The following is a 23,881-nucleotide window of genomic DNA, read 5'->3' as shown; positions in this document are numbered from 1 at the left end:
AACCCCGCCGGACGAACCTCCGTCAATCAGGACATGAACAGATTCCGGTACGGCTTACGGCCGGCGATCGCGCTGACGGCCACGATGCTGGCGCTGACCGCGTGCGGCGGCGGGGCCGCCCAGATGAGCTCGCAGTCGGGTGAGGCCGCGCCCGCCGTGGCCAGGGACGTCGCGCAGGACCAGGGTCTCGCCGACTCGGCGGCCTCCGGGGGCGGCGCGGAGAGGAAGAGCTCGGCCGCCACGGGGGCGCCGGCCGAGCGGGTGGACCCGGTCCCGCAGGACCGGCAGATCGTCTACACGGCCGAGCTGACGGTCCGGGTCAAGGACGTCGCCGCCGCGTCGGACCGGGCGCGCGGGCTCGTCGACGCCTCCGGCGGCTACCTCGCCACCGAGCGGTCCGGCTCCTCCAACGGCGACCAGGGCAGCGCGAACCTGGTCTTCAAGATCCCGCCGTCGGCCTACCCCGGCGTGCTGGAGCGCCTGGGCAAGGAACTCGGCGTCCGCGAGGCGGTGCGGCAGAACACCAAGGACGTCACCGAGCAGGTGGCCGACGTCGACAGCCGGGTGCGGTCGGCGAAGGCGTCGCTGGACTCGCTGCGCGCGCTGCTGAAGCGGGCGAACAAGATCGGTGAGGTTCTGGAGATCGAGCGGGAGATCTCCAGCCGCGAGACGGAGCTGGAGGCGCTCCAGGCCCGGCAGCGGTCGCTCGCCGCCAGGACGAGCATGGCGACGCTGACGCTGAACCTGGTCGGCCCCGAGGTAGTGGTCCCCGAGCCGGAGGACGAGTCGTCGGGCTTCCTCGGGGGCCTGCGGACGGGCTGGCGGAGCTTCGTCGAGGCCCTGAAGATCGGTCTGACCGTGCTGGGCGTGCTGCTGCCCTGGACGATCGCGGCCGGGCTGGTGTGGCTGGTGGTGGCGTTCGTGCTGCGCCGTACCCGCCGCAACCGTCCGGGCCGCCCGACCCCGCCGCCCGCGGCGCGGGAGGAGGAGCCGGCGGCGCAGGAGGAGCCGGCGGCGCAGGAGGAGCCGGCGGCCGCCGGGGAGCCGTAGAGGCGGGTCAGCGGGCGGACGTCTCGTGCACGAAGTCGGTGAGGCGGGCGAGCTGGCCGGGGTCGGCGCCGGGCGGCACGCCGTGCCCGAGGTTGAAGATGTGGCCCTCGGCCTTGGCGCCGCGGGCCAGGACGTCGGCCGCTCGCCGCTCGACGACCTCCCAGGGGGCGAACAGGACCGCCGGGTCGAGGTTGCCCTGCAGCGCCCGGCCCGGCCCCACGCGCCGGGCGGCCTCGTCGAGCGGGACCCGCCAGTCAACGCCGACCACGTCGGCGCCGGCCTCGCCGAGCAGGCCGAGCAGCTCGCCGGTGCCGACCCCGAAGTGGATGCGCGGGATGTCCAGGTCGGCCAGGGCGGCGAAGATGCGGCTGGTGTAGGGCAGGACGAACTCGCGGTAGTCCTCGGGGGCGACCGCGCCCACCCAGGAGTCGAACAGCTGGACGGCCGAGGCTCCGGCCTCGGCCTGGACGCGCAGGAAGCCGACGGTGATCCCGGTCAGCCGGTCCATCAGGGCGTGCCACAGCCGCGGCTCGCCGTACATCATCGCCTTGGTGCGGTCGTGGCTCTTGGAGGGGCCGCCCTCGATGAGGTAGGAGGCCAGGGTGAACGGCGCGCCCGCGAAGCCGATGAGCGGGGTGGCGCCCAGCTCGCCGGTCAGCGCCCGGACGGCCTCGGTGACGTAGGTGACGTCGCCGGGTTCGAGGGGGCGCAGCGTCTCGACCGCGGCGGCGTCCCGGATCGGGTCGGCCACCACCGGGCCGACGCCGGGCTTGATGTCGAGGTCGATCCCGATCGCCTTGAGCGGCACCACGATGTCGCTGAAGAAGATGGCCGCGTCCACGCCGTAGCGGCGGACCGGCTGCATCGTGATCTCCACGATGAGGTCCGGGGTGGCGCACGCGGCGAGCATCGGCACCCCCTCGCGCACGGCCCGGTACTCGGGCAGTGAGCGGCCGGCCTGGCGCATGAACCACACGGGGGTGTGGGGGACGGGCCGTCGGCGGCAGGCGCGCAGGAACGGGGAGTCGGCAAGCTCGGGATTCACCCTTCCAGGGTGCCATGCCCAGGTCCCGGTCCGCTCACCCAGGCCACCCACGGGCGATCTAGGACGAAATCACCAGCTATTCACTGAGATCATCCATAACAACGCCCAGGCACTTTCAAGTCGTGATGACGATAGTGTTCTACCGGTTTGGGTTCTTCGTCCCCCAGTTGAGAGCCGATCCGAAGCGCCAGGCGGCCGGGTCCGCCGTCCGGAGGGCACGAAGCGATCATGTTTCCGGGTACAGTTCCTCCCATCGACGAACCTGGCCCGGCCCCCGGCTGATCCAAATGTTCGTCAAGTCACCGCGCGGCACCGATTCCGGCACCACTTTCGGGACACGCCGAGCACGTTGCGCGGAAATGTCGGCGCGACGTGCCAACGTCGGACCACGACCCGACGAAAGGCCTGTGCGATGTCCACGATGTCCATAACGTGGCGTTCACTCGAACACCGCGATGAGCACTGTGCTTCCTGCGCCGGCGACCGGGTTTTCGAGCAACCTCCCTGCCCCGACGGTCACGATCCCGGCGAGTGCCCGGAGTGGGCGTGCGTCGAGTGCGGCCACGCGCTGCTCCTCGCGCCCCGGGCGTTCTCCGGGCCGCCCGGGCCCACCGGCCCCCGCGACGGCGGGGTCTCCCGCGTCTCCTGCTCGCCGGCGGCGTCGGCTTGATCGCTTCCGATGGCTCCTACACCCACCCCAATGGTCCCCATGCGCTCACTTCCGACCTACGCTTCCGGTATGACCATCGGTGACGCCGCGCCCGTTCCCGCCGCCTTCCGGCGGGCGGCGGCCACGCTGCGCCCCACGGAGGTCAGACCGGAGATCGAGCTGGAGGACATCCCGGCCCCGCAGCGGCTGGCCCCGTACTCGGCCGCCGTCGGCGCGTCGGTCTACCGCGACGACGACGAGCTGGCCGTCGGCCGCCTCATCATGCTCTTCGACCCCGACGGCCAGCGCGGCTGGGACGGCCAGTTCCGGCTCGTCGCCTACGTCCGGGCCGACATGGAGCCGGAGATCACCGAGGATCCGCTGCTGGGCCCGGTCGCGTGGAGCTGGCTCACCGAGTCGCTCGACGCCCACGGCGCCGCCTACGCCGCGGCCGGCGGCACCGTCACCAGGGCGGTGTCGGAGGGCTTCGGCAACAAGGCCGAGGATCCGGTGACCACGGAGCTGGAGCTGCGCGCCTCCTGGTCCCCGCTGGAGGAAGACCTCTCCGGCCACGTCGCCGCCTGGTGCGACCTGATGTGCCTGGCGGCGGGCATGCCACCCCTGCCACCTGGCGTGGCGGCCCTGCCGCAGCGCCGTCGCGAAGATCCGGAGTCCTTTCGAACGTGACCGACGAGACAACCATCGTTCCGCTGCTTGAGCCCAGGGAGGGTATACCTCCCGTCGTCGAGAATCCCGCCGAGCTCGCCCGCGTCGTGCGCGCCTTCGCCGCGGGCACCGGCCCCGTGGCGGTGGACGCCGAGCGGGCCTCCGGCTACCGCTACAGCGGCCGCGCCTACCTGGTGCAGCTGCGCCGGGCGGGTGCGGGCAGCGCGCTGATCGACCCGATCCGCTGCCCCGACCTGTCGGAGCTGGACGCGGCGCTGGCCGACGCCGAGGTGGTGCTGCACGCCGCCTCCCAGGACCTGCCGTGCCTGGCCGAGCTGGGCTTCCACCCGCGCGCGCTGTTCGACACCGAGCTCGCCGGCCGGCTCCTCGGCTACGAGCGCGTCGGGCTCGGCCTGATGGTGGAGAACGTCCTCGGTCTCAGGCTGGAGAAGGGGTACTCCGCGGCCGACTGGTCCACCCGGCCGCTGCCCGAGGACTGGCTGCGCTACGCCGCCCTCGACGTCGAGGTGCTCGTCGAGCTGCGCGACGTGCTGTACGAGGAGCTGAAGGCGACCGGCAAGCTGGCGTGGGCGCAGGAGGAGTTCGCCGCCGTTCTGGCCCACCGGGCCCCGGCCCCGCGCTCGGACCCCTGGCGGCGCACCTCCGGCATCCACAAGGTCCGCTCGCTGCGCGGGCTGGCCGTGGTCCGGGAGCTGTGGACGCTCCGCGACGGGTTCGCCCGCGAGGCCGATCTCGCCCCGGGCCGGGTGCTGCCAGATTCGGCGATCGTCACCGCGGCCCTGGAGCTGCCCCGCACCACCAAGGCCCTCACCGAGATCCCCCCGTTCACCGGCCGCAGCGCCCGCAAGCACCTGCGCGAGTGGCTGGCCGCGATCGGCAGGGCCCGCACCCTGCCGGAGTCGCAGCTCCCCCAGCCGAGCACGCCGGGCGACGGGCCGCCGCCCGCCAACCGGTGGATGGACCGCGACCCCGTGGCCGCCCGGCGGCTGGCCGCCGCCCGGACCGTGGTGACCTCCCTGGCCGAGGAGCACCACATGCCGGCGGAGAACCTCGTCCAGCCGGACGCCGTGCGCCGCCTGACGTGGGAGCCGCCCCCGGTCGTCGACGAGGAGACCGTGGCGTCCCGGCTGCGCGAGCTGGGCGCCCGGGAGTGGCAGATCGAGCTGACCGCCGGTCCCGTCGCCAAGGCCCTGACGGAGCTGGAGGCCAAGGAGCTGGGCTGAGCGCCCCGGAACCGCCGGGGCGCCCGCTCCTGAGCCCGCCGGCGGTTCCGCCGCGTCCCCGCCGGGGCCGGGCACGTTCCGGGGCGCCTTCGCCCGCGCTCCGGAACGCCCTTTCGTGCGTACTCCGGGTGCCCTTCCACACGGTCCCCGGAGCGCTCTTCCGGGTGGGCTCCCGCCGCGGGTAACCGGGAAAACCCCCCGGGGATTCTTGCCGAGGAGACGGCGGCTGCCGTACGGTGACTCGGAAAGCGCTTTCCATAGAAGGCAGGAGAAGGATGTCCCACCGAAGCATCGGCGTCGTGATGAACGGCGTCACCGGCCGCATGGGCTACCGCCAGCATCTGGTCCGCTCGGTCCTGGCGATCAACGAGCAGGGCGGCGTGACGCTGTCCGACGGCGGCCGGGTGACGCTCAGGCCGGTGCTGGTGGGCCGCAACCCGGACAAGCTGGCCAAACTGGCCGCCGACCACGGCATCGAGGAGTGGACCACCGAGCTCGACGCCGCCCTCGCCGACGAGTCCAACCTGATCTACTTCGACGCCCAGGTCACCCAGGCCCGGGTGAAGGCCGTCCTCGCGGCGATCGAGGCCGGCAAGCACGTCTACGCCGAGAAGCCGACCGCCGAGAACCACGGCGACGCCGTGGCACTGGCCGAGGCCGCCGCCGCCCGGGGCGTCAAGAACGGCGTCGTGCAGGACAAGCTGTTCCTGCCGGGCCTGCTCAAGCTCAGGCGGCTGATCGACGGCGGCTTCTTCGGCCGGATCCTGTCCGTGCGCGGCGAGTTCGGCTACTGGGTCTTCGAGGGGGACTGGCAGGCCGCGCAGCGCCCGTCGTGGAACTACCGCGCCGAGGACGGCGGCGGCATCGTGCTGGACATGTTCCCGCACTGGACCTACGTGCTGGAGAACCTCTTCGGCCGGATCGAGTCGGTCTACGCCCACGCCGTCACCCACGTCCCCGAGCGGGTGGACGAGCGGGGCGAGACCTACCCCGCCACCGCCGACGACGCCGCCTACGGCGTCTTCGAACTGGAGGGCGGCGTCGTCGCCCAGATCAACTCCTCCTGGACCGTCCGGGTGAACCGGGACGAGCTGGTGGAGTTCCAGGTGGACGGCACGCACGGCAGCGCCGTCGCGGGGCTGCGCAACTGCCGGATCCAGCACCGGGCGGCCACCCCCAGGCCGGTCTGGAACCCCGACCTGCCCGTCACGGCGCGGTTCCGCGACGGGTGGCAGGAGGTGCCGGACAACGCCGAGTTCGACAACGGCTTCAAGACCCAGTGGGAGATGTTCGTCCGGCACGTGCTGGAGGACGCGCCGTTCCCGCACGACTTCGCCTCCGGCGCGCGCGGCGTCCGCGTCGCCGAGCTGGCCCTGCGCTCCTCCGCCGAGGGCCGCCGTCTGGCGATGGAGCGGTGATGCGGATCGATCTTCCCGGCGGGGAGCACACCCTGCGCGAGCCGGTCGCCTGGGAACGGCCCGCCGGCCCGCCCCGTGGCCGCGTCGTCTACGCCGCCGCGCACGTGGTGGCCGACCCGCTCGGCGACAACACCCCCGGCGCGCCCGCCGCCGTCGACTGGGACGCCACGCTGCGCTTCCGCCGCCACCTGTGGTCGTACGGCCTGCGCGTGGCCGACGCGATGGACACCGCGCAGCGCAACATGGGCCTGGACTGGCCGGCCACCCGCGAGCTGATCCGGCGCAGCGCCGCCGCGGCCGCGGAGCTCGGCGACCCGGCCGAGCTGGTGGCCTGCGGCGCGGGCACCGACCACGCGCCGGGCGCCGCGACCCTGGAGGAGGTCACGGCCGCCTACACCGAGCAGGCCGAGACCGTCCGCGAGGCCGGGGCCGGCGTGATCCTGATGGCCAGCCGGCAGCTCGCCGCGATCGCGCGGGGCCCGGAGGACTACCACGCGGTCTACGGCAAGCTGCTGTCGCAGGCCGACCGCCCGGTGATCCTGCACTGGCTGGGCGAGATGTTCGACCCGAACCTGGCGGGCTACTGGGGCTCGCGGGACGTCGCCGAGGCCACCGCCTCGTTCCTGGAGCTGATCCGCGAGCACGCGGCGGTGGTCGAGGGCGTCAAGGTCTCGCTGCTGGACGCCGGGCACGAGGTCGCGCTGCGCGCGGCGCTGCCGGAGGGCGTGCGGCTCTACACCGGCGACGACTTCAACTACCCGTCGCTGATCGCCTCGGGCAGCCACGCCCTGCTGGGGATCTTCGACGCGATCGCCCCGGCCGCCGCGGCGGCCCTGGCCGCGCTCGACGCCGGGGACACCGCCCGCTACGACGAGATCATGGGCCCGACGGTCCCGCTCTCCCGGAAGATCTTCGAGACGCCGACCTACCACTACAAGACCGGCATCGTCTTCCTGGCCTGGCTCAACGGCCACCAGGACGCCTTCACCATGGTGAACGGCGCCCAGGCGTCGCGCTCGCTGCCGCACCTGGCCGAGGTGTTCCGCCTGGCCGACCGGGCCGGGCTGCTGGCCGACCCGGAGATGGCCGTGCACCGGATGCGGTCGCTGCTGGCGGTGCACGGATGCTGAGCGGACGGGCACGGACGCGGGCGGACCGGGCGCGGGCCGCGGCGGGAGAGGAGGCGGCGCGATGAGCCGTCTGTCGCTGAACCAGTGGACCACCAGGCGGTGGTCGGTGGCCGAGGCCGTCGAGGGCTGCGTACGGCACGGCGTCGGGGCGATCGGCCTGTGGCGGCAGGACGTCGCCGCGCAGGGGCTGGACGAGACCGTGAAGCTGGTGGCCGACGCGGGCCTGCGGGTGTCGTCGCTGTGCCGGGGCGGCTTCCTGACCTCCGGGGACAGGGAGGCGCTCGACGACAACCGGCGGGCGATCGACGAGGCCGCCACGCTGGGCGCGGCGTGCCTGGTCATGGTGGTCGGCGGCCTGCCGGGCGTGACGCCCGGCGAGCCCTCCCCCGCGGTGGACCGCGACCTCGCCGGGGCCAGGGAGCGCGTCGCCGGGGCGCTGGCCGAGCTGGTCCCGTACGCCGCCGAGCGGGGGGTACGGCTGGCACTGGAGCCGCTGCACCCGATGTACTGCGCCGACCGGGCGGTGCTGTCCACCCTCGGGCAGGCGCTCGACCTGGCCGAGCCGTACCCGGCGGAGCGGGTCGGCGTGGTCGTCGACACCTTCCACGTGTGGTGGGACCCGCAGGTCCTGGCGCAGATCGCCCGGGCGGGCGACCGGATCGCCTCCTACCAGGTGTGCGACCACCTGCACCCGCTCCCGGCCGACGTGCTGCTCGGCCGGGGCGTGATGGGCGACGGCGTGATCGACTTCGCGCCGCTGACCCGGGCGGTGGCCGAGGCGGGCTACACCGGGGACATCGAGGTGGAGATCTTCAACGCCGACGTGTGGGCCGCCGACCCCGACGAGGTCCTGGCCCGGGTGAAGGCGAGGTTCGCCGAGCTGATCGAGCGCTGAGGCCCGGCCCCGGAGACGGCCGGACGGCCGGGAGGTCGTCCGGCATGTCCTGCGCTGTTCCGCCGTCCGCGCGGCGGGAAGGCCCGCGGGGACGGCCCGGGGCGCGCGGTGCCCCGGGCCGGAGCGGGCCGGCTCAGCCGAGGCGGCGGGTGCTCTCGCGGAGGACGACCTCGCCGGCCACGGCCTCGATCCGGGGCTCGGCGTCCGCGCCGTCCCCCGGCGGGGTGAGGGCCAGCTCCATCGCCCGCGCCCCCATGTCCGCCAGCGGCAGCCGTACGGTGGTCAGCTGCGGGACCAGGTCCCGCAGGGTGGAGATGTCGTCGAACCCGGCCACCGAAACGTCGCCGGGCACGCCGACCCCCCGGTCCCGGAAGGACGCCAGCGCGCCCACCGCCATCACGTCATTGACCGCGAACACGCAGGTGGCGTCGGAGACCTCGGTCGCCGCGGTGTGGCCGCCGTCGCGGTCGAAGGAGCCGTGGACGACCTGCGGGGCGGGCAGGCCCAGTTCGGCGAGCGCCCCGGCGAACCCCTCCAGCCGGTCCCGGGCGGTGAGCAGCCGCTCGGGACCGGCGAGCACGGCGAAGCGGCGGTGCCCCAGACCGGCGAGGGCCCGGGCCAGCCCGGCGGCGCCCTCGCGGTTGCCCGGCACCACGGTGTCGACGCCCAGCGCCTCCTGGCCGACGCAGGCCACCCGGCCGCCGGTCTGCAGGTAGCGGTCGAGCTCCTGGCGCATCCTGCGGGTCAGGCCGGCGTCGTCGACCCTGGACCCGGTGAGCAGCACGGCGCGGACCCGCTGGGCGTTCAGGGTGGAGACGTAGGCGATCTCCCGTTCGGGGTCGCGGTGCGTGGTGCCCACCATGACCATGAACTCGTGGCTCTCGGCCACCCGCATGGCGCCGTCGGCGAGCGCGGCGAAGTAGGGGTCGGTGAGGTCGTGGACGACGAGGCCGATCACGTTGCTGGCGCCCCTGGCCAGGGTCTGGGCCGCCACGTTGGTGCGGTATCCGAGCTGGTGGGCGGCCAGCTCGACCTTGGCCCGCAGCGACGCCCCCACCTGGCGGGTGCTGCCGTTGAGCACCCGCGAGGCCGTGGCGAGCGACACGCCGGCCTGCCGGGCGACATCTTCGAGAGTGACCATGGCGACCTCCAGGAAAACGATTTCCCAGTCTGCCGCAGATGCCGCCTCCCCGCACCCCGCCCGGGCGCGTCCGGCCCGCCCGCCGGTCCCCGCCCGTCTCCGGTTCCCGGTGGCGCGGGAGCACCGCCCGGGGCGTCTCGCACGCCTGGTCCGCCCGCCTTTCCGGCCCCCGCGCGTGGCGGAGGGGGCGGGTCGTGTGAGATGTTGTTACCCGCGAGTAGCATGGGGGGTGAAGCTACCCAGCAACGAGGAGCGAACCCGTGCCTTCGTCTCGTGACGTCGTATTCGTCGACGGTGTGCGCACGCCGTTCGGCAGGTCGGGCCCCAAGGGCCTGTATGCCGAGACGCGCGCCGACGACCTGGTCGTCCGCGTCATCCGTGAGCTGATCCGGCGCAACCCGAACCTGCCGCCCGAGCGGGTCGACGAGGTGGCCATCGCCGCCACCACGCAGATCGGCGACCAGGGACTGACCATCGGCCGGTCCGCCGCCGTGCTGGCCGGACTGCCCAAGAGCGTCCCCGGCTACGCGATCGACCGCATGTGCGCCGGCGCGATGACCGCGGTGACCAACGTCGCCGGCGGCATCGCCTTCGGCGCCTACGACGTCGCCATCGCCGGCGGCGTCGAGCACATGGGACGCCACCCGATGGGCGAGGGCGTCGACCCCAACCCGCGGTTCCTGTCCGAGAAGCTCGTGGACGGTTCCGCCCTGGTCATGGGCATGACCGCGGAGAACCTGCACGACCGCTACCCGAACATCTCGAAGGAGCGCGCCGACGCCTTCGCCGTCGCCTCCCAGGAGAAGGTCGCCAAGGCCTACGCCGACGGCAGGATCCAGCCCGACCTCGTGCCGGTCGCCGTCCGGACCGCCGAGAAGGGCTGGGGCCTGGCCACCGCCGACGAGGCCCCCCGCCCCGGCACCACCATGGAGGGCCTGGCGACGCTGAAGACCCCGTTCCGCCCGCACGGCCGGGTCACCGCGGGCAACGCCTCCGGCATCAACGACGGCGCGACCGGCTGCATCGTGGCCGCCGCCGACACCGCCGCCGAGCTGGGCCTCACTCCCAAGATGCGGCTGGTCTCCTACGCCTTCGCCGGCGTGGACCCCGAGGTCATGGGCGTCGGCCCGATCCCGTCCACCGAGCGGGCGCTGCGCCTGGCCGGGCTGTCGATCTCCGACATCGGGCTCTTCGAGATCAACGAGGCCTTCGCCGTACAGGTGCTGGCGTTCCTGGAGCACTTCGGCATCGCCGACGACGACGCCCGGGTCAACCCCTACGGCGGTGCCATCGCCTTCGGCCACCCGCTGGCCTCCTCGGGCGTGCGGCTGATGACGCAGCTCGCCCGCGAGTTCGGCGAGCGCCCCGACGTCCGGTACGGCGTCACCACGATGTGCGTCGGCATGGGCATGGGCGGAACGGTCATCTGGGAGAACCTCGCCTGGGAAGGTGCGAAGTGACGGACATCAGGGAAATCTTCAGCGACGAGGTCGTCACCCGCGCCATCGTCCGCGACGTGGAGCTGCCCGACGGCGCCGGCACCATGGCGCTGATCACGCTGGACAACGGCTTCGACCACACCAAGCCCTCCACGTTCGGCCCGGCCGGCCTCACCTCCCTGGCGGAGGCCCTCGACGCGATCGAGGCCCGCACCGACCTCGCGGCCGTGGGCGTCACCGGCAAGCCGTTCATCTTCGCCGTCGGCGCCGACCTCAAGGGCGCCGCGCTGGTCGCCGGCCGCGACCAGGCGCTGGAGATCGGCCGGCTCGGGCACCGGGTGTTCCGCCGCCTGGGCGAGCTGAGCGTCCCGTCGTTCGCGTTCGTCAACGGCGCGGCCATGGGCGGCGGCCTGGAGATCGCCCTGCACTGCGCCTACCGGACGATCTCCTCCGGCGTGCCCGCGGTCGCCCTGCCCGAGTGCTTCCTCGGCCTGGTGCCCGGCTGGGGCGGCACCCAGCTCCTGCCCCGCCTGATCGGCCCCGCCGCGGCGCTGAAGCTGATCATCGAGAACCCGCTGTCGCAGAACCGGATGATCAAGGGCCGGGACGCCTTCGCCGCCGGCATCGCCGACGCGATGTTCGAGCCCGCCGACTTCCTGGAGGAGTCGCTGCGCTGGGCGGCCAAGGTGCTGCGCGGCGAGGTGACCGTCACGCGGACCGACCACACCGCCGAGGACTGGGCCAAGCCGATCGCCGACGCCCGCTTCCTCGTCGACATGAAGCTGCGCGGCGCCTCCCCCGCCCCCTACCGGGCGCTGGAGCTGGTCGAGCTGGCCCGCACCGCCTCCCGCGACGAGGGCTTCACCGCCGAGGACGAGGCCCTGGCCGACCTCCTCATGAGCGACGAGCTGCGCGCCGGCCTGTACTCCTTCGACCTGGTGCAGCGCCGCGCCAAGCGGCCCGCCGGGGCCCCGGACAAGGCGCTGGCCCGCAAGGTCACCAAGGTCGGCGTCGTCGGCGCGGGCCTGATGGCCTCGCAGATGGCGCTGCTGTTCGCCCGCCGCCTGGAGGTCCCGGTCGTGCTGACCGACCTCGACCAGGCCCGCCTCGACAAGGGCGTCGGCTACGTCCACGGTGAGATCGACAAGCTGTTCGGCAAGGGCCGCGTCTCCGCCGACCAGGCCAACCGGCTCAAAGGCCTGGTGACGGGCTCGCTGACCAAGGACGCGTTCGCCGACGCCGACTTCGTCATCGAGGCGGTCTTCGAGGACATGAAGGTCAAGCAGCAGGTGTTCGCCGAGGTGGAGCAGGTCGTCTCCGCCGAGTGCGTGCTGGCCACCAACACCTCCTCGCTGTCGCTGACCGAGATGGCCGCCAAGCTGGAGCACCCCGAGCGGGTGGTGGGCTTCCACTTCTTCAACCCGGTCGCCGTGATGCCGCTACTGGAGATCATCCGCGGCGAGAGGACCGACGACGCGACGCTGGCCACCGCCTTCGCCGTGGGCAGGACGCTGAAGAAGTCGTCGGTGCTGGTCAAGGACGCGCCCGCGTTCGTCGTCAACCGCATCCTGACCCGCTTCATGGGCGAGGTCATCGGCGCGGTGGACGAGGGCACCCCGCTGGAGACCGCCGACCACGCGCTGGACGGCCTCGGCCTGCCGATGAGCCCGTTCGCGCTGCTCCAGCTCGTCGGCCCGGCCGTCGCGCTGCACGTCGCCGAGACCATGCACCAGGCGTTCCCCGACCGCTTCGGCGTGTCGGAGAACCTCGCCCGGCTGGTGGCGGCGGGCAAGCCGGGCGTCTTCAAGCCCGACTTCACGCTCGACCCCGAGGCGGTCGCCTTCTTCGCGGGCGGCACCTCCCCGTCCACCGCGGAGGAGGTGCGGCTGCGCGCGCTGCGCGCCCTGGAGCAGGAGATCCGCATCATGCTCGACGAGGGCGTGGTGGCCGCGCCGCAGGACATCGACCTGTGCATGATCCTGGGCGCCGGCTGGCCGTTCCACCTGGGCGGCATCACGCCGTACCTGGACCGCACGGGCATCGCCCAGCCGCGGTTCCTGCCGCCGGGCGTGGCGTCGCTCCCGGCCTGACCCGCGTGCGGGCCGGAAGCGATTCCGGCCTGACCCCGTGTGCGGGCCGCGCGGCGCTCTCCGGAGCGCGGCGCGGCCCGCTTCACGCCTCGCCCTTTTCGGCCCCTCCTGTATGCCTTTCAGGGGAAAGGCCAGGCAGATCCCCCGGCCCGTGAGGGGCGAGTGGGAAGATCCTTGGCCATATCCCGGCAGGGTCCTTACCCGACACGGGGAACATCCCCGCCATGAGAACCGTCAAGATCGCTTCTGCGGTCGTGGTGTTCGCCCTCGCCGTCGTGTCGCACGCCGCCGAGTCATCCGTCCCGGACGGCCCCTCCAGCGTCTCGGACGACCTCGCCGCCGCCCTCGGCGGCTCCTCCCCCGCCTCGGACACCGCCGCGCCCGGAGCCGGCCCGCCCCTCACGCTCACCCTCTCGGTCGCCGGCGGCCCGGCCAAGAGCGTCGTGCTGCGGTGCGGCGACGCCGGGGACGGCGGCAGCCACCCGGACCCGGCCACGGCCTGCGGACTGCTGCGCCAGGTGGACGGCGACCTGCCGAGGCTCGCCTACGACATCGACATGATCTGCCCTCCGGAGTACGACCCGCACACCGTCGGCGCGTTCGGCACCTGGGCGGGCAGGCCCGTCCGGTTCACCCGGACCTACGACAACGGCTGCGAGATGACGGCCCTCACCGGCCCGCTGTTCCGCTTCTGAAGCCCGTCCCGCTTCCGGAGCCCGTCCCGCTTTCCCGAGGCCCGTCCCGCCGCTGGAGGCCGTCTTTCAACGGCCCGTCTTCCCGGCGCCCACCTCGCGGCCCGCCACCCGGCTGTGGCGGTAGCCGTACACGGCGTAGACGACGACGCCGAGGATCATCCACACCACGAACCGGATCCAGGTCTCCACCGGCAGGTTCAGCATCAGGTACAGGCAGGCCAGCACCGACAGGATCGGCACGAACGGCACCAGCGGGGTGCGGAAGGAGCGCGGCAGGTCCGGCCGGGTGCGGCGGAGGATGACGACCGCGATCGAGACGATGACGAACGCGAACAGCGTGCCGATGTTGACCAGCTCGGCGATCGCCGACAGCGGCACCAGCCCGGCCAGCAGCGCGACCACGCAACCCATCAGGATCGTGATCCGGTACGGCGTGCCGAACTTCGGGTGAACCTTGGCGAACCACCCGGGCAGCAGGTTGTCGCGGGACATCGCGAACGTCACCCGCGACTGCCCCAGCATGAGGATCATCACGACCGTGGTGAGCCCGGCCAGCGCGCCGATGCTGATGAGCGTGGCCGCCCACGTCTGGCCGACCGCCTTGAACGCGTCGGCCAGCGGCGCCGCCTCGCTGAGCCGCGAGTAGGGCTCCATCCCGACGACGACCAGGGAGACCGCGACGTACAGGACGGTGCAGATGACGAGCGAGCCGATGATGCCGATGGGCAGGTCACGCTGCGGGTTGCGGGTCTCCTCGGCGGCGGTGGCGACCACGTCGAAGCCGATGTAGGCGAAGAACACGATCGCGGCGGCGCTGAAGATGCCCATCACGCCGAAGGCGACCGGGCTGATGCCGAACACCACCTGGATCAGCGGCGCCGCCAGCCCCTCCACCGCGGGGGTCTGCTTGGCCGGCGGGATGAACGGGGTGTAGTTGGCCCCCTTGACGAAGAACAACCCGGCCACGATGACCAGCAGCACCACGGTGACCTTGATGGCGACGACGACCAGGTTGAACCGGGACGAGAGCTTGACGCCCGCGACCAGGATCCCGGTCAGGACCAGCACGATCAGCGCCGCGGGCAGGTTGAAGGCCGCACCCTCCCCGGCTATCGCGGTGGGCAGGGACATCCCGGCCGACTCCAGCAGCGACGTCAGGTAGCCCGACCAGCCGACGGCGACGACCGCGGCGGCGAGCATGAGCTCCAGCGTCAGGTCCCAGCCGATGATCCAGGCGGGGAACTCGCCGAGCGTGGCGAAGGCGAAGGTGTAGGCCGATCCGGCGACCGGGACGGTGGAGGCGAACTCGGCGTAGCACAGCGCGGCGAGCGCGCAGACGATGCCGGCTCCCACGAACGACAGGGCCACCGACGGCCCGGCCAGGTCCCTGGCGACCCGGCCGGTGAGCACGAAGATGCCGGTGCCGATGATGACGCCGATGCCGAAGACCGTCAGGTCCAGCGCGGACAGGTCCTTGCGCAACCGGTGCTCCGGCGCCTCGGTGTCCTCGATCGACTGCTCTACCGACTTGACGCGGAAAACGCCCACGAAATCCCCCTTGACCGTCCGGAGTCGCTGCGCCCCATGGGTCAGGTCATGCCCATAGGATCAACTCCTGAACGGTCGCGATACGGGTTCTCCCCGGAAAAGTCTCCGGCCGCCGATGTCCGCACCGAAACGGCGTGCCGGGCCGAGACGGCGTGTCGGGCCGGCCCGCGACGGAGTCCGTCGTGTGGGGCCCGCCGCGGTCAGCGCGCCGGGTCGCTCTCCAGCGCCGGCGTCCGCCGCGCCACCGCCTCGGTGACCTCCCTGGCGATGTCCTGGGAGGTCAGCCCGATGTCGCTGAGGATCTTCGCCCGCTTGGCGTGGTCCAGGAACCGCTGCGGGACGCCGTAGGTGCGGACCGGGACGTCGACGTCGGCGTCGCGCAGCAGGCGGGCGACCGCGTCGCCCACACCGCCGACCCTGCCGTTGTCCTCGACCACCACGACCAGCCGGTGCGCCGCCGCGGCGGCCACCAGCGCCTCGTCCAGCGGCTTGACCCAGCGGGGGTCGACCACGGTGGCGGAGATCCCCTGCGCGTCCAGCAGCGCGGCGGCCTCCAGGCAGGTCTCGGCCATCGGGCCGACCGACACGAACAGCACGTCGAGCCCGCCGGCCGCCGGGCCGCCTTCCGCCGGGGAAGGCGCCGTGTCCTCCACGGGCAGGCCGGGGCCGCCCGCGCGCAGCACGTCCATCGTGCCGAGCCTGCCGATCGCCTCGACCTCGCCGGGCACCGGGCCCTTGGGGTAGCGCACGACGGTGGGGCCGTCGTCGACGGCCACCGCCTCGGCCAGCAGCTCGCGCAGCCGCGGCTCGTCACGCGGCACGGCGATGGACAGGCCCGGGACGACCTGCAGGATCGACAGGTCCCACATGCCGTTGTGGCTGGCGCCGTCGTCGCCGGTGACGCCCGCCCGGTCCAGGACGACCGTGACCGGCAACCGGTGCAGGGCGACGTCCATCAGTAGCTGGTCGAAGGCCCGGTTGAGGAACGTCGCGTAGACCGCCACCACCGGGTGCAGGCCGCCCAGCGCCAGGCCCGCGGCGCTGGTCAGCGCGTGCTGCTCGGCGATGCCGACGTCGTACAGGCGGTCGGGGAACGCCTCCGCGAACGGGGCCAGCCCGGTCGGGCCGAGCATCGCCGCGGTGATCGCCACGAGGTCCTTGCGCTCGGCGCCCAGCCGTACGATCTCCTGGCTGAAGACGTTGGTCCAGCCGTGCGGCTTGGGCTTCTCCTCGCCGGTCAGCGGGTCGAAGACGCCGGGCGAGTGGAAGCAGTCCTCGCCGTGGTTCTCGGCGAAGGAGTAGCCGAAGCCCTTCTTGGTGAGCACGTGCACGATGACCGGGCGGCGGAAGCCCCGGGCCTTGCGCAGCGCGGCCTCGACCGCCTGCTCGTCGTGGCCGTCGACCAGCCCGATGTACTTCAGGCCGAGGTCCTCGAACATCACCTGCGGGGCCAGGACGTCCTTGAGCCCCTTCTTCACGCCGTGCAGCGCGTCGTAGACCGGCGGGCCGACGAGCGGCACCTTCGTCAGGTTGTCCTTGACGAAGTCGAGCACGTCCTCGTAGCGCTGGGTGGCGCGCAGCGAGGCCAGGTGGGAGGCGAGGCCGCCGATCGTCGGCGAGTAGGAGCGGCCGTTGTCGTTGACCACGATGATCAGCGGCAGGTCCCTGCTCGCCGCGATGTTGTTGAGCGCCTCCCAGGCCATGCCGCCGGTGAGCGCCCCGTCGCCGATCACCGCGACGACCGTGCGGTCGGCCTCGCGGCGCAGCTTGAACGCCTTGGCCAGGCCGTCGGCGTACGACAGCGCGGTGGAGGCGTGGGAGTTCTCGATGACGTCGTGCTCGGACTCGGCCTGGCTCGGGTAACCCGACAGGCCGCCCTCCTGGCGGAGCGTGTCGAACCGGTCGGCGCGGCCGGTGAGCATCTTGTGGACGTACGCCTGGTGGCCGGTGTCCCACAGGAGGGTGTCACGCGGCGAGTCGAACACCCGGTGCAGGGCGATCGTCAGCTCGACGACCCCCAGGTTGGGGCCCAGATGGCCGCCGATACGCGCCGTGGAGCTGACCAGCAGGTCGCGGATCTCGGCGGCGAGCCGCGGCAGCTCCTCTGCCCGCAGCAGCTTCAGGTCTCCCGGTCCCTTGACCGTTTCCAGAAGACTGCCAGGCCGCCCGGTCCGCTCACTCACGGAATCATCCCCTCTGTCCAGTCAGCATCTGGGACGAGTCTAGTTCGCGCGACGGCCCGTGCCTCCAAGACAGCGGATTCTGCACGTTCAGCGTGGGGTTTCCGCATGTTTTGTACACAGTTGGACTAGCCTTTGCCTCACCATGAGCACTTTCCCCTTCAGACAACTCTCGTCACTGGTGGTCGCTCCCCTGGCGTTCGGCCTGGTCATGGCCACCGGCGCCGCCGAGGCCGCCACCGTCACCGCTCCCGCCGCCGGAGCCGCCACCACGGCGACCACCTCCGCCGCCACGGTGAAGGCTCCCCCGCGCGGCCGTACCGCCGCGACCGCCAACCCCCTCTACCGCACCGGTCTGCTCCCCAACGTCACCTGCGCCGCCGGGGAGATCCGCGCGGGCAGCGCCGCCTCCTACCGGGCCTTCATGACCAGGGTGAACCGCTGCCTGAACCTGGCGTGGAAGACCCAGTTCCGCAAGGCCGGCCTGTCCTTCGCCCAGCCCAGGCTCCGCTTCACCACCACCAAGGTGGGAAGCCCCTGCGGCAGGTGGCCGGGCGGCGCCGGCGGCTACTACTGCTCCAGCAACCGCACCATCTACATCGGCGTGTTCCGGTCGGTGCTGAAGCAGCCGTACGCGCCCAACAACGCGCAGTTCATGGCCCACGAGTACGCTCACCACGTGCAGCAGCTCGCCGGGATCATGGGCTACTACGGCCAGACCGTCTGGCGGGCCGGCACCTCCACCAAGCTCGCCTACTCCCGCCGCCTGGAGCTGCAGGCCGACTGCATGGGCGCGGCGTTCCTCCGCCAGATCTCCGACGACCTGCCGGTCCCGCAGGACCACTGGGACGCGATGATCCGCTGGACCGTCCAGAACGGCCAGAAGGTCTGGCCGACCAACGACCACGGCAAGGGCCGCAGCCAGGCCTACTGGCTGAACCGCGGCTTCAACTCCGGCTCGCCGTCGTCCTGCAACACCTGGACCGTCTCCAGCGCCCGGGTCGCCTGAGCCTTTCCCCCCTCCTCACCGCGCGGCCGTACCCCTTGGGGAAAGGGTTACGGCCGCGCGCCGTTTCCCGGGGCGCGGTCTTTCGAATTCCCGGGGCACGTTCTCCCGGACCACATCGCACATATCCTCAATCCGCTTTACCCTCGCTTTATGCCTCTATAGGGTTCATGATCATGCGTACCCCCCTCATCACCCTGCTCTCGGGCGTGTTCGCGGGCCTGCTGTTCACCGGCACGGCCGCCGCGGGCGTCGCCGGGCAGGAGGCGGCCCCCGCGCCCACGGGCACCAAGGCCCTGACCAGCAACCCGATCTACAAGACCGGCACCCTCGACGTCACCTCCTGCCAGGAGCAGCCCGTCAAGGCGGACGACCTCGACTCCTCCCGGGTCTACCTGGAGTTCGTGGTCGAGTGCCTCAACGACACCTGGGGCAGGCAGTTCGCCAAGGCCAAGCTGCCCTTCTCCAAGCCCGGCTTCCAGACCACCGCAAGGCTCGGCTACCCGACCGGCTGTGGACCGTTCCCGAAGGGCGCCCAGGCGGTCTACTGCGCGAAGACCAAGAAGATCACCTTCCTGCTGAACCCGTCCATCCTGTCGGAGTCGACCGAGCTGTTCCTGCTGGAGGTCATCGCCCACGAGTACGGCCACCACGTGCAGCGGCTCTCCGGGATGACGGGCGCCCTCGACCACCGGAAGTACCGGACCAAGAAGGCCCTCCTCGCCGACATCCGGAAGATCGAGCTCCAGGCCGAATGCCTCGGCGGCGCCTTCATCGGCAGCATCTGGCGCGACCTCGGCCGCAGCGAGTCCGACCTCCGCTACGTCGTCAGCTACGCCTACGACACCGTCAGCCACGGCAAGGCCCGGAACGTCGCCCACTGGCTGAACCGCGGCTTCACCCAGGAGAGCCCGGGCGCCTGCAACACCTGGACCGCCGCTCCTTCCAAGGTCTCCTGACCCACGCCGACGCCACCCTGGAGGCTATCCGGGGTGGTTCTCTTCCACCCGGAGGAAGCTCCGCCCTCCCACGGCCGCGACCACCGGCGACTCCGGCGGAAACCTCCGGCGACACGCCGCTCACGGTGCGTAAGCTGGTCCCGCCTGGACGCCCTCCACGTCAGGCGATTCCCCCTATCGCGCGTGACAACGAGGAGAAGGACGCGTTGAGCACGAATACGGAAGCACGGATCTCGCTCCTGGAGCGGGATGTCGCCGACCTGCGCACCTGGTCCCTGGAGCAGTCGAAGGTGTCGGTGGCGATCCTCGCGGCCCTCGGCGACCTCCAGAAGGGTCAGGAGGAACTCCGGAAGGGCCAGGAGGAACTCCGAGCCGAGGTTGGAGGACTCCGGGAGGGCCAGGAAGCACTCCGAAAGGATCAAGAGGGACTCCGAGCCGAGGTCGGAGGACTCCGGGAGGAACTTCACGCCGAGATCAGAGAACTCCGGAAGGATCTCTACACCGAGGCCAGAAGCCTCCGGGGTGAGATCGGAGGAGTCCGGAGCGAAGTCGGAGGGCTCCGAAACGAGCTCGGAGGGGTGAAGGAGGAGATCAAGGAGATCCGAGGGGACCTCGGGGCGGTCAAGCGGTCCGCCGGCAACCTCGAATCCTCCATGAAGCGTGTCGAGGGCGACGTGGCCGAGGTCAAGGCCGGTCACATCGAGCTGCGCAACCTGGTCGCCGGAATGATCAGGTAACGGCGAGGGCCGCCGTCCCGCTGGCCCGGCGGGAGGGCGGCCCGTCTCCTCACATCCCCTCGCCCGAGCCTCTGCCCCCCGCAGCGCACCCCATGCATGAACAAAGCCGTAATTTCTCACAAATGTCGAAAAGGCCGATGCAGCAGGAGAGATCGGGCACAGCAACGGTCCGTACCTCCCTCATCGCACCGGCACTCCCCCACTCTCGTAGAGGTCCGCGCAGCGCAGCATGACCCCGCGGACGGTGACGGCCAGGTCGTGCACGCCGTACACCATGTAGAGGCGGCGGCCGGTCTTCGGTGACGTGCGGCCGGTCCACCACCGGTAGACCGCGCCGTCCGTCCAGACCACCAGGTCGGCCCAGAGCAGCACCAGCGCCAGGCCGTACCCGCCGTGAACGTCGCCCAGGACACCCCTGCCCGCCAGCTCGTCGCGAAGCCGCCACGCGGCCCGTACGGCCGGCGTCGTCACCAGCGCACCCTGCGCGTTCACCGTTTCCCGCCCCCCGAGAGATCCGTCGGGAGCGCGGACGCGTTCCCTCCTGACAGTGTCGGGACGCCGCCACTCGGGGCAGTCAATTGATCACCAAGGGACCTGCCGATCTTGGTCCGGATCGGTTGTGGAACCCCGTACGGTTTCGTGGCGCTCCTTCCGGGACGGCCCGGCGGGGCGCTCGCCTCAAGGCGGTTCCGCAGGACGCCCATCGAGAGGGCGGCTCGACCGGGCGCTTCGCCACGGGGCGGCCCGGCGGAGTGCTCACCGTGGGGGCAGCTCGGCCCAGACCGCGTGGCCCACCGCCTGCGTGCCCCGCACCCCGACCCGTACGGCCAGGCCGGCGACCAGCGCCAGGCCCCGGCCGTTCTCGGCGAGCGCATCGGTGCCGCGACGCGAGGCGAACCGCGGAGTCGCTCCCCAGCCGCAGTCGTAGACGGTGACCCGGATCGCGGTGGTCCTGCGGGTCACCTCCACGATGAAGGTGCCGTGCGGCTGCCCGCTGGCGGTGTGCGCGACCGCGTTGGCGGCCAGCTCGGCGACGATCTGCTCGGCGTCGTCGCGGCGGGCGGAGTCCTCCAGCAGGAAGCGGACGAAGCGGCGGGCCTCCGGGACCTGGTCGGCGCGGCCGGGGAAGGTCCGCCGGTAGGTCATGCCCCCGGGCCACAGCCCCACCATGGCGTCCACCAGCATCGGCGCCACCTCACCGCAGGCGAGGGCATCATCGGCGGGAGCAGGGATCGCCTCGTCGGAGATGGAGCTCGCCTCAGCGGGAGTGGAACCCACCTCGTCAGGAGCAGGGCTCGCCTCATCGGGGGCAGCGGTCATGTCGTCTCCTCGGATGGGTGTTTCTCGGGCGGGTGTCCTTGGGTGCGCGTCCTCGCGTGCGTGCGAAGAACCGTCCCGCACACGGTGACGCGGACCGCCCGCCGCGCCGACCCCCATCCGCGCCCGCCGGACCACCCCACCCGAGCACCCCACCGACCTGCGCCGACACCCCACCGACTGCCCGCGCATCCCCACTTCCCCGTACGTCTGTCACACAAAGTGACGGATCGTTTACGATTTCCGTACGGTACGGCTCGGCGGAGGAGGCGACCCATGACAGGCGAGGGCTACCGGACCCTGCTCGACTGCCGGCGACGCAGCACCGCCCTGCGCGCCCGCGCCTTCACCTACGACCAGATCGCCGACGTCCTGGCCCTGGACCACCCCGTCAGCCCGTTACGGCTGTACCGCTACGCCCACGGCCGCACCGCCGCCGACGTGGTCGCCGCCCACAACGACCTCGACCCCGCCGGTACGGCCGGCCTGCGCGAAGCCCGCCTCTATGACTACGAGTCCTGGCCCGCCACCGGCCGCCGCCCACCCGCCCGCACCCTGGCCATCCTCGCCCGCCTCTACCAGACCACCGCCCGCCACCTCCTCACCGAACAGGCCTACGCTACCTACCGCCCCCGCGACCGCGACCTCCTCGACCGCGCCGACCACCGCCACCTCGACACCCACCACCGCCCCTCTCACGAGGCACCCGCCCTGTCGGGCCTTCCCGGGGTGACTCCCCTGCCAGGCATGGATCGGGCGGCTCCACCGGGCCTCCCTCAGACCCCGTGGGGGCTCGTCCACCCGGCTCCCCTGCAACCAACCACGACCTCTGACATGACCCACCTGTCCCCGTGTAACGAAGCCCTCGCCCCCTGGCCTCTGGCGTCCGGCCCCGGGGAGCGTGCCAGCATGAACCCGCAACCACCCACCGCCCCCGACCCCTTCCCCGGCTCCCCGGGCGGCCCGCCCGCGCGTTTCGCCAGCGGCCCGTTCGCAGGCGCCTCCGGTGGTTCGTTGGCGGGTGCGGCGGACTGCACCGGACTGCTGCGCGCCCTCACCGCCGAGGAGGCCGACATCAAACGCCGCGACCTGCTCTTCGAACTCGCCCTGCTCCTCGGCGGCGCCCCCGCCCTGCCCCTGCTGCGCCACCTGCCCGAGGGCGACCGCGACCGCCTCGCCACTCTCGCCCGCCGGCACGCCGCCGTCGATGACAACGCCCTGGAGCTGCTGGAACGCCTGACCGCCCGCCTATGGGGGCTGGACGAAGAACTCGGTCCCGCCAAGGTCCTACCAGTGGCCGAGGCCAAACGCGCCCTCGTCGACGACCTGCTCCGCCACGCCACCCTCACCCCCGCACTGCGCACCCGCCTGCTGCGCCTGTACTGGAGCCTGTCCCACCTCACCGGCTGGAGCCGCTTCGACCTGCTCGACTACGACGGCGCCACCCGCCGCTACACCGAAGGCCTGGCCGCCGCCCACGAACTCCGCAACCCCGCCCTCCTGGCGCACCTCCACGGCCTGCTCGCCCACATGGCGATCTATCAGAAGAAGCCCACCGTCGCGCTGGATCATGCCTTCGCCGCCGAAGGCTGGGCGAAAGAAAGCGGCGACCACCTCCAGCAGTCGGCGACCGCCATCCAGGTCGCCCGAGCGATCGCCATCGCCAAGCGCGACCCGCGCGCCCTCCGCCTCCTGGACCGCGCCACCGATCTCGCCGACAAAAGTCAAGGCGGATCAGACCTGCGGCACCTGTTCTGGCTCACCCCAGAGCGCGTGGCGTCCTACCGAACGTTCTGCCTCATCGAACTCAAACGCCCCGACCTGGCCATCTCCGAGGCACAGCGACGCCTGGCCGCCATGGGACCGGACTCGGTCCGCGAACGAGGCATCCTGCAACTGGAGTACGCCCTCGCCCTGATCAATCAACGCGAGATCCCCGAAGCCGCCGCGATGATCGGCGAAGCTACCGGGATCGTCACCGGCCACAGCTCCACCCGCCTCGCCCACTCCGCACGGCAGGCTCGCAACCATCTCCAACCCTGGCAGGACAACAGGCACGTCCGAGACCTGGACGAAAAACTTCACATCCTTATAATTTTCAGCCAGCAATCTTAGTAATTTTAACTAATCTACCAGACCTCAAGCACCCCATCCCATATTCAATCATACAGGCTTAGTTAGCACAATAAATTTAGAATTTATTAGTTTCATGTCCTAAACAAGCTTCTCGCAATATCAATCATTGCATCTCTTAAGGCACCACCATTTTGGACTTATAAGTTCATCTATAGCAGGAAGGTTCACGAACCGCTCCATACTGCAATCCCCCCTCCCGGCATACAAACAACCCTCCAGCCTTTCGGGCCCGATATTTCCCAGGCCTCATATTTCGCATCAAAATCTACAGTCAAATCTAAGCCACCATCGAACTTGACGATAAGATTCCCACCTTCCGTCGACTCGGATATGCTTATTTTTTTACCCAATAGCTGCACTAGATAGGATGCGGCATTTTCTGGATGTCCCGGATAGAACTTTACCTGACCATTGTTAACTATTCTAATTAGCGATTCTACCTCTATTCTTATCTCGAAGTCTTCATCGGTAATGATCGTAAGTGCATTATCAAAGCAAATTCGAACTACTGATTGACTTTGCAATTTTAGATCCAT

Annotated in this window: 21 protein-coding genes; 13 read left to right on the top strand and 8 right to left on the bottom strand. The window is 71.4% G+C overall.

The window, feature by feature from the left end; genetic code table 11:
• Positions 1-33: 33 nt before the first annotated feature.
• On the top strand, positions 34-1,050 hold the full coding sequence (locus tag HDA43_RS28280) for a DUF4349 domain-containing protein (protein WP_179827057.1): 1,017 nt from the start codon (positions 34-36) through the stop codon (positions 1,048-1,050).
• A gap of 7 nt (positions 1,051-1,057) precedes the next feature.
• Here HDA43_RS28280 and hemE read toward each other — a convergent pair whose 3' ends face one another.
• Together hemE and HDA43_RS36125 are read right to left on the bottom strand one after the other, a co-directional pair.
• Positions 1,058-2,095 (bottom strand): uroporphyrinogen decarboxylase, encoded by a 1,038-nt coding sequence (gene hemE / locus HDA43_RS28275; RefSeq protein WP_179827055.1) that lies wholly within the window; start codon positions 2,093-2,095, stop codon positions 1,058-1,060.
• 439 nt (positions 2,096-2,534) lie between these two features.
• A complete protein-coding gene (locus HDA43_RS36125; RefSeq protein WP_281395606.1) occupies positions 2,535-2,660 on the bottom strand; it encodes a hypothetical protein in 126 nt (41 codons plus the stop codon).
• A gap of 174 nt (positions 2,661-2,834) precedes the next feature.
• On the opposite strand from HDA43_RS36125, the gene HDA43_RS28270 reads away from it, so the two are divergent.
• From HDA43_RS28270 to HDA43_RS28250, 5 genes are all read left to right on the top strand, one after another.
• On the top strand, positions 2,835-3,431 hold the full coding sequence (locus tag HDA43_RS28270; RefSeq protein ID WP_179827053.1) for a DUF3000 domain-containing protein: 597 nt from the start codon (positions 2,835-2,837) through the stop codon (positions 3,429-3,431).
• Complete coding sequence (locus tag HDA43_RS28265; protein ID WP_179827051.1) at positions 3,428-4,654, top strand: ribonuclease D; 1,227 nt, start codon at positions 3,428-3,430, stop codon at positions 4,652-4,654. The genes HDA43_RS28270 and HDA43_RS28265 overlap by 4 nt, the downstream gene beginning before the upstream one ends.
• Positions 4,655-4,929: 275 nt before the next feature.
• Positions 4,930-6,072: a Gfo/Idh/MocA family protein gene (locus HDA43_RS28260; RefSeq protein WP_179827049.1), complete on the top strand. Its 1,143-nt coding sequence runs from the start codon at positions 4,930-4,932 to the stop codon at positions 6,070-6,072.
• Positions 6,072-7,202, top strand: a complete 1,131-nt coding sequence (locus HDA43_RS28255) for a dihydrodipicolinate synthase family protein (RefSeq protein ID WP_179827047.1) — start codon at positions 6,072-6,074, stop codon at positions 7,200-7,202. Before HDA43_RS28260 ends, HDA43_RS28255 begins: the two co-directional genes overlap by 1 nt.
• A 61-nt stretch (positions 7,203-7,263) precedes the next feature.
• Complete coding sequence (locus HDA43_RS28250; RefSeq protein WP_179827045.1) at positions 7,264-8,097, top strand: sugar phosphate isomerase/epimerase family protein; 834 nt, start codon at positions 7,264-7,266, stop codon at positions 8,095-8,097.
• A gap of 133 nt (positions 8,098-8,230) precedes the next feature.
• On the opposite strand, the gene HDA43_RS28245 is transcribed toward HDA43_RS28250, so the two are convergent.
• The gene (locus tag HDA43_RS28245) at positions 8,231-9,238 is read right to left on the bottom strand and encodes a LacI family DNA-binding transcriptional regulator (protein ID WP_179827043.1); all 1,008 of its coding nucleotides are present in this window, start codon (positions 9,236-9,238) and stop codon (positions 8,231-8,233) included.
• A 260-nt stretch (positions 9,239-9,498) separates the two neighbouring features.
• Between HDA43_RS28245 and HDA43_RS28240 the strand changes: the two genes are divergently transcribed.
• From HDA43_RS28240 to HDA43_RS28230, 3 genes are all read left to right on the top strand, one after another.
• Positions 9,499-10,698 (top strand): thiolase family protein, encoded by a 1,200-nt coding sequence (locus tag HDA43_RS28240; protein ID WP_179827041.1) that lies wholly within the window; start codon positions 9,499-9,501, stop codon positions 10,696-10,698.
• Complete coding sequence (locus HDA43_RS28235; RefSeq protein WP_179827039.1) at positions 10,695-12,767, top strand: 3-hydroxyacyl-CoA dehydrogenase NAD-binding domain-containing protein; 2,073 nt, start codon at positions 10,695-10,697, stop codon at positions 12,765-12,767. The genes HDA43_RS28240 and HDA43_RS28235 overlap by 4 nt, the downstream gene beginning before the upstream one ends.
• A 224-nt stretch (positions 12,768-12,991) precedes the next feature.
• Positions 12,992-13,462 (top strand): SSI family serine proteinase inhibitor, encoded by a 471-nt coding sequence (locus HDA43_RS28230; protein ID WP_179827037.1) that lies wholly within the window; start codon positions 12,992-12,994, stop codon positions 13,460-13,462.
• A gap of 66 nt (positions 13,463-13,528) precedes the next feature.
• Here the strand turns inward: HDA43_RS28230 and HDA43_RS28225 are convergent, their stop codons facing one another.
• Together HDA43_RS28225 and dxs are read right to left on the bottom strand one after the other, a co-directional pair.
• Positions 13,529-15,010 carry an amino acid permease gene (locus HDA43_RS28225; RefSeq protein WP_179827035.1) on the bottom strand — a complete coding sequence of 494 codons (1,482 nt, stop codon included), beginning with the start codon at positions 15,008-15,010 and terminating at the stop codon, positions 13,529-13,531.
• A 200-nt stretch (positions 15,011-15,210) separates the two neighbouring features.
• Positions 15,211-17,193, bottom strand: a complete 1,983-nt coding sequence (dxs, locus tag HDA43_RS28220) for a 1-deoxy-D-xylulose-5-phosphate synthase (RefSeq protein WP_179827034.1) — start codon at positions 17,191-17,193, stop codon at positions 15,211-15,213.
• 142 nt (positions 17,194-17,335) lie between these two features.
• Here dxs and HDA43_RS28215 point away from each other — a divergent pair, with 142 nt between their 5' ends.
• The 3 genes from HDA43_RS28215 to HDA43_RS28205 all read left to right on the top strand — a co-directional run bounded on the left by HDA43_RS28215 (position 17,336) and on the right by HDA43_RS28205 (position 19,892).
• Complete coding sequence (locus tag HDA43_RS28215) at positions 17,336-18,199, top strand: neutral zinc metallopeptidase (RefSeq protein ID WP_179827033.1); 864 nt, start codon at positions 17,336-17,338, stop codon at positions 18,197-18,199.
• A gap of 173 nt (positions 18,200-18,372) precedes the next feature.
• A complete protein-coding gene (locus HDA43_RS28210) occupies positions 18,373-19,155 on the top strand; it encodes a neutral zinc metallopeptidase (protein ID WP_179827032.1) in 783 nt (260 codons plus the stop codon).
• Between the two features lie 206 nt (positions 19,156-19,361).
• The gene (locus HDA43_RS28205; protein ID WP_179827031.1) at positions 19,362-19,892 is read left to right on the top strand and encodes a hypothetical protein; all 531 of its coding nucleotides are present in this window, start codon (positions 19,362-19,364) and stop codon (positions 19,890-19,892) included.
• Positions 19,893-20,072: 180 nt separating this feature from the next.
• Here HDA43_RS28205 and HDA43_RS28200 read toward each other — a convergent pair whose 3' ends face one another.
• Both HDA43_RS28200 and HDA43_RS28195 read right to left on the bottom strand, forming a co-directional pair.
• Positions 20,073-20,384, bottom strand: coding sequence for a hypothetical protein (locus HDA43_RS28200; protein ID WP_179827030.1), 312 nt, complete (start codon positions 20,382-20,384; stop codon positions 20,073-20,075).
• A 264-nt stretch (positions 20,385-20,648) separates the two neighbouring features.
• Positions 20,649-21,212 (bottom strand): ATP-binding protein, encoded by a 564-nt coding sequence (locus tag HDA43_RS28195; protein ID WP_179827029.1) that lies wholly within the window; start codon positions 21,210-21,212, stop codon positions 20,649-20,651.
• 273 nt (positions 21,213-21,485) lie between these two features.
• On the opposite strand from HDA43_RS28195, the gene HDA43_RS28190 reads away from it, so the two are divergent.
• Positions 21,486-23,324 carry an NsdA family TPR-like regulatory protein gene (locus HDA43_RS28190; RefSeq protein WP_179827028.1) on the top strand — a complete coding sequence of 613 codons (1,839 nt, stop codon included), beginning with the start codon at positions 21,486-21,488 and terminating at the stop codon, positions 23,322-23,324.
• A 185-nt stretch (positions 23,325-23,509) separates the two neighbouring features.
• Here the strand turns inward: HDA43_RS28190 and HDA43_RS28185 are convergent, their stop codons facing one another.
• Positions 23,510-23,881, bottom strand: a complete 372-nt coding sequence (locus tag HDA43_RS28185; RefSeq protein ID WP_179827027.1) for a DUF6188 family protein — start codon at positions 23,879-23,881, stop codon at positions 23,510-23,512.

It is taken from the genome of Streptosporangium sandarakinum, from assembly GCF_013409935.1.
GTDB lineage: Bacteria > Actinomycetota > Actinomycetes > Streptosporangiales > Streptosporangiaceae > Streptosporangium > Streptosporangium nondiastaticum.
Note: the sequence above shows the minus strand (reverse complement) of the source record. Positions and strands in the feature narration are given on the sequence as shown.

Coding starts and splice junctions, on each gene's coding strand:
- HDA43_RS28195 (WP_179827029.1), bottom strand. CDS start 21,212: ATGACCGCTGCCCCCGATGAGGCGAGCCCTGCTCCTGACGAGGTGGGT.
- HDA43_RS28185 (WP_179827027.1), bottom strand. CDS start 23,881: ATGGATCTAAAATTGCAAAGTCAATCAGTAGTTCGAATTTGCTTTGAT.
- HDA43_RS28260 (WP_179827049.1), top strand. CDS start 4,930: ATGTCCCACCGAAGCATCGGCGTCGTGATGAACGGCGTCACCGGCCGC.
- HDA43_RS28230 (WP_179827037.1), top strand. CDS start 12,992: ATGAGAACCGTCAAGATCGCTTCTGCGGTCGTGGTGTTCGCCCTCGCC.
- HDA43_RS28250 (WP_179827045.1), top strand. CDS start 7,264: ATGAGCCGTCTGTCGCTGAACCAGTGGACCACCAGGCGGTGGTCGGTG.
- HDA43_RS28280 (WP_179827057.1), top strand. CDS start 34: ATGAACAGATTCCGGTACGGCTTACGGCCGGCGATCGCGCTGACGGCC.
- HDA43_RS28245 (WP_179827043.1), bottom strand. CDS start 9,238: ATGGTCACTCTCGAAGATGTCGCCCGGCAGGCCGGCGTGTCGCTCGCC.
- HDA43_RS28255 (WP_179827047.1), top strand. CDS start 6,072: ATGCGGATCGATCTTCCCGGCGGGGAGCACACCCTGCGCGAGCCGGTC.
- HDA43_RS28270 (WP_179827053.1), top strand. CDS start 2,835: ATGACCATCGGTGACGCCGCGCCCGTTCCCGCCGCCTTCCGGCGGGCG.
- HDA43_RS28190 (WP_179827028.1), top strand. CDS start 21,486: ATGACAGGCGAGGGCTACCGGACCCTGCTCGACTGCCGGCGACGCAGC.
- HDA43_RS28210 (WP_179827032.1), top strand. CDS start 18,373: ATGCGTACCCCCCTCATCACCCTGCTCTCGGGCGTGTTCGCGGGCCTG.
- HDA43_RS28215 (WP_179827033.1), top strand. CDS start 17,336: ATGAGCACTTTCCCCTTCAGACAACTCTCGTCACTGGTGGTCGCTCCC.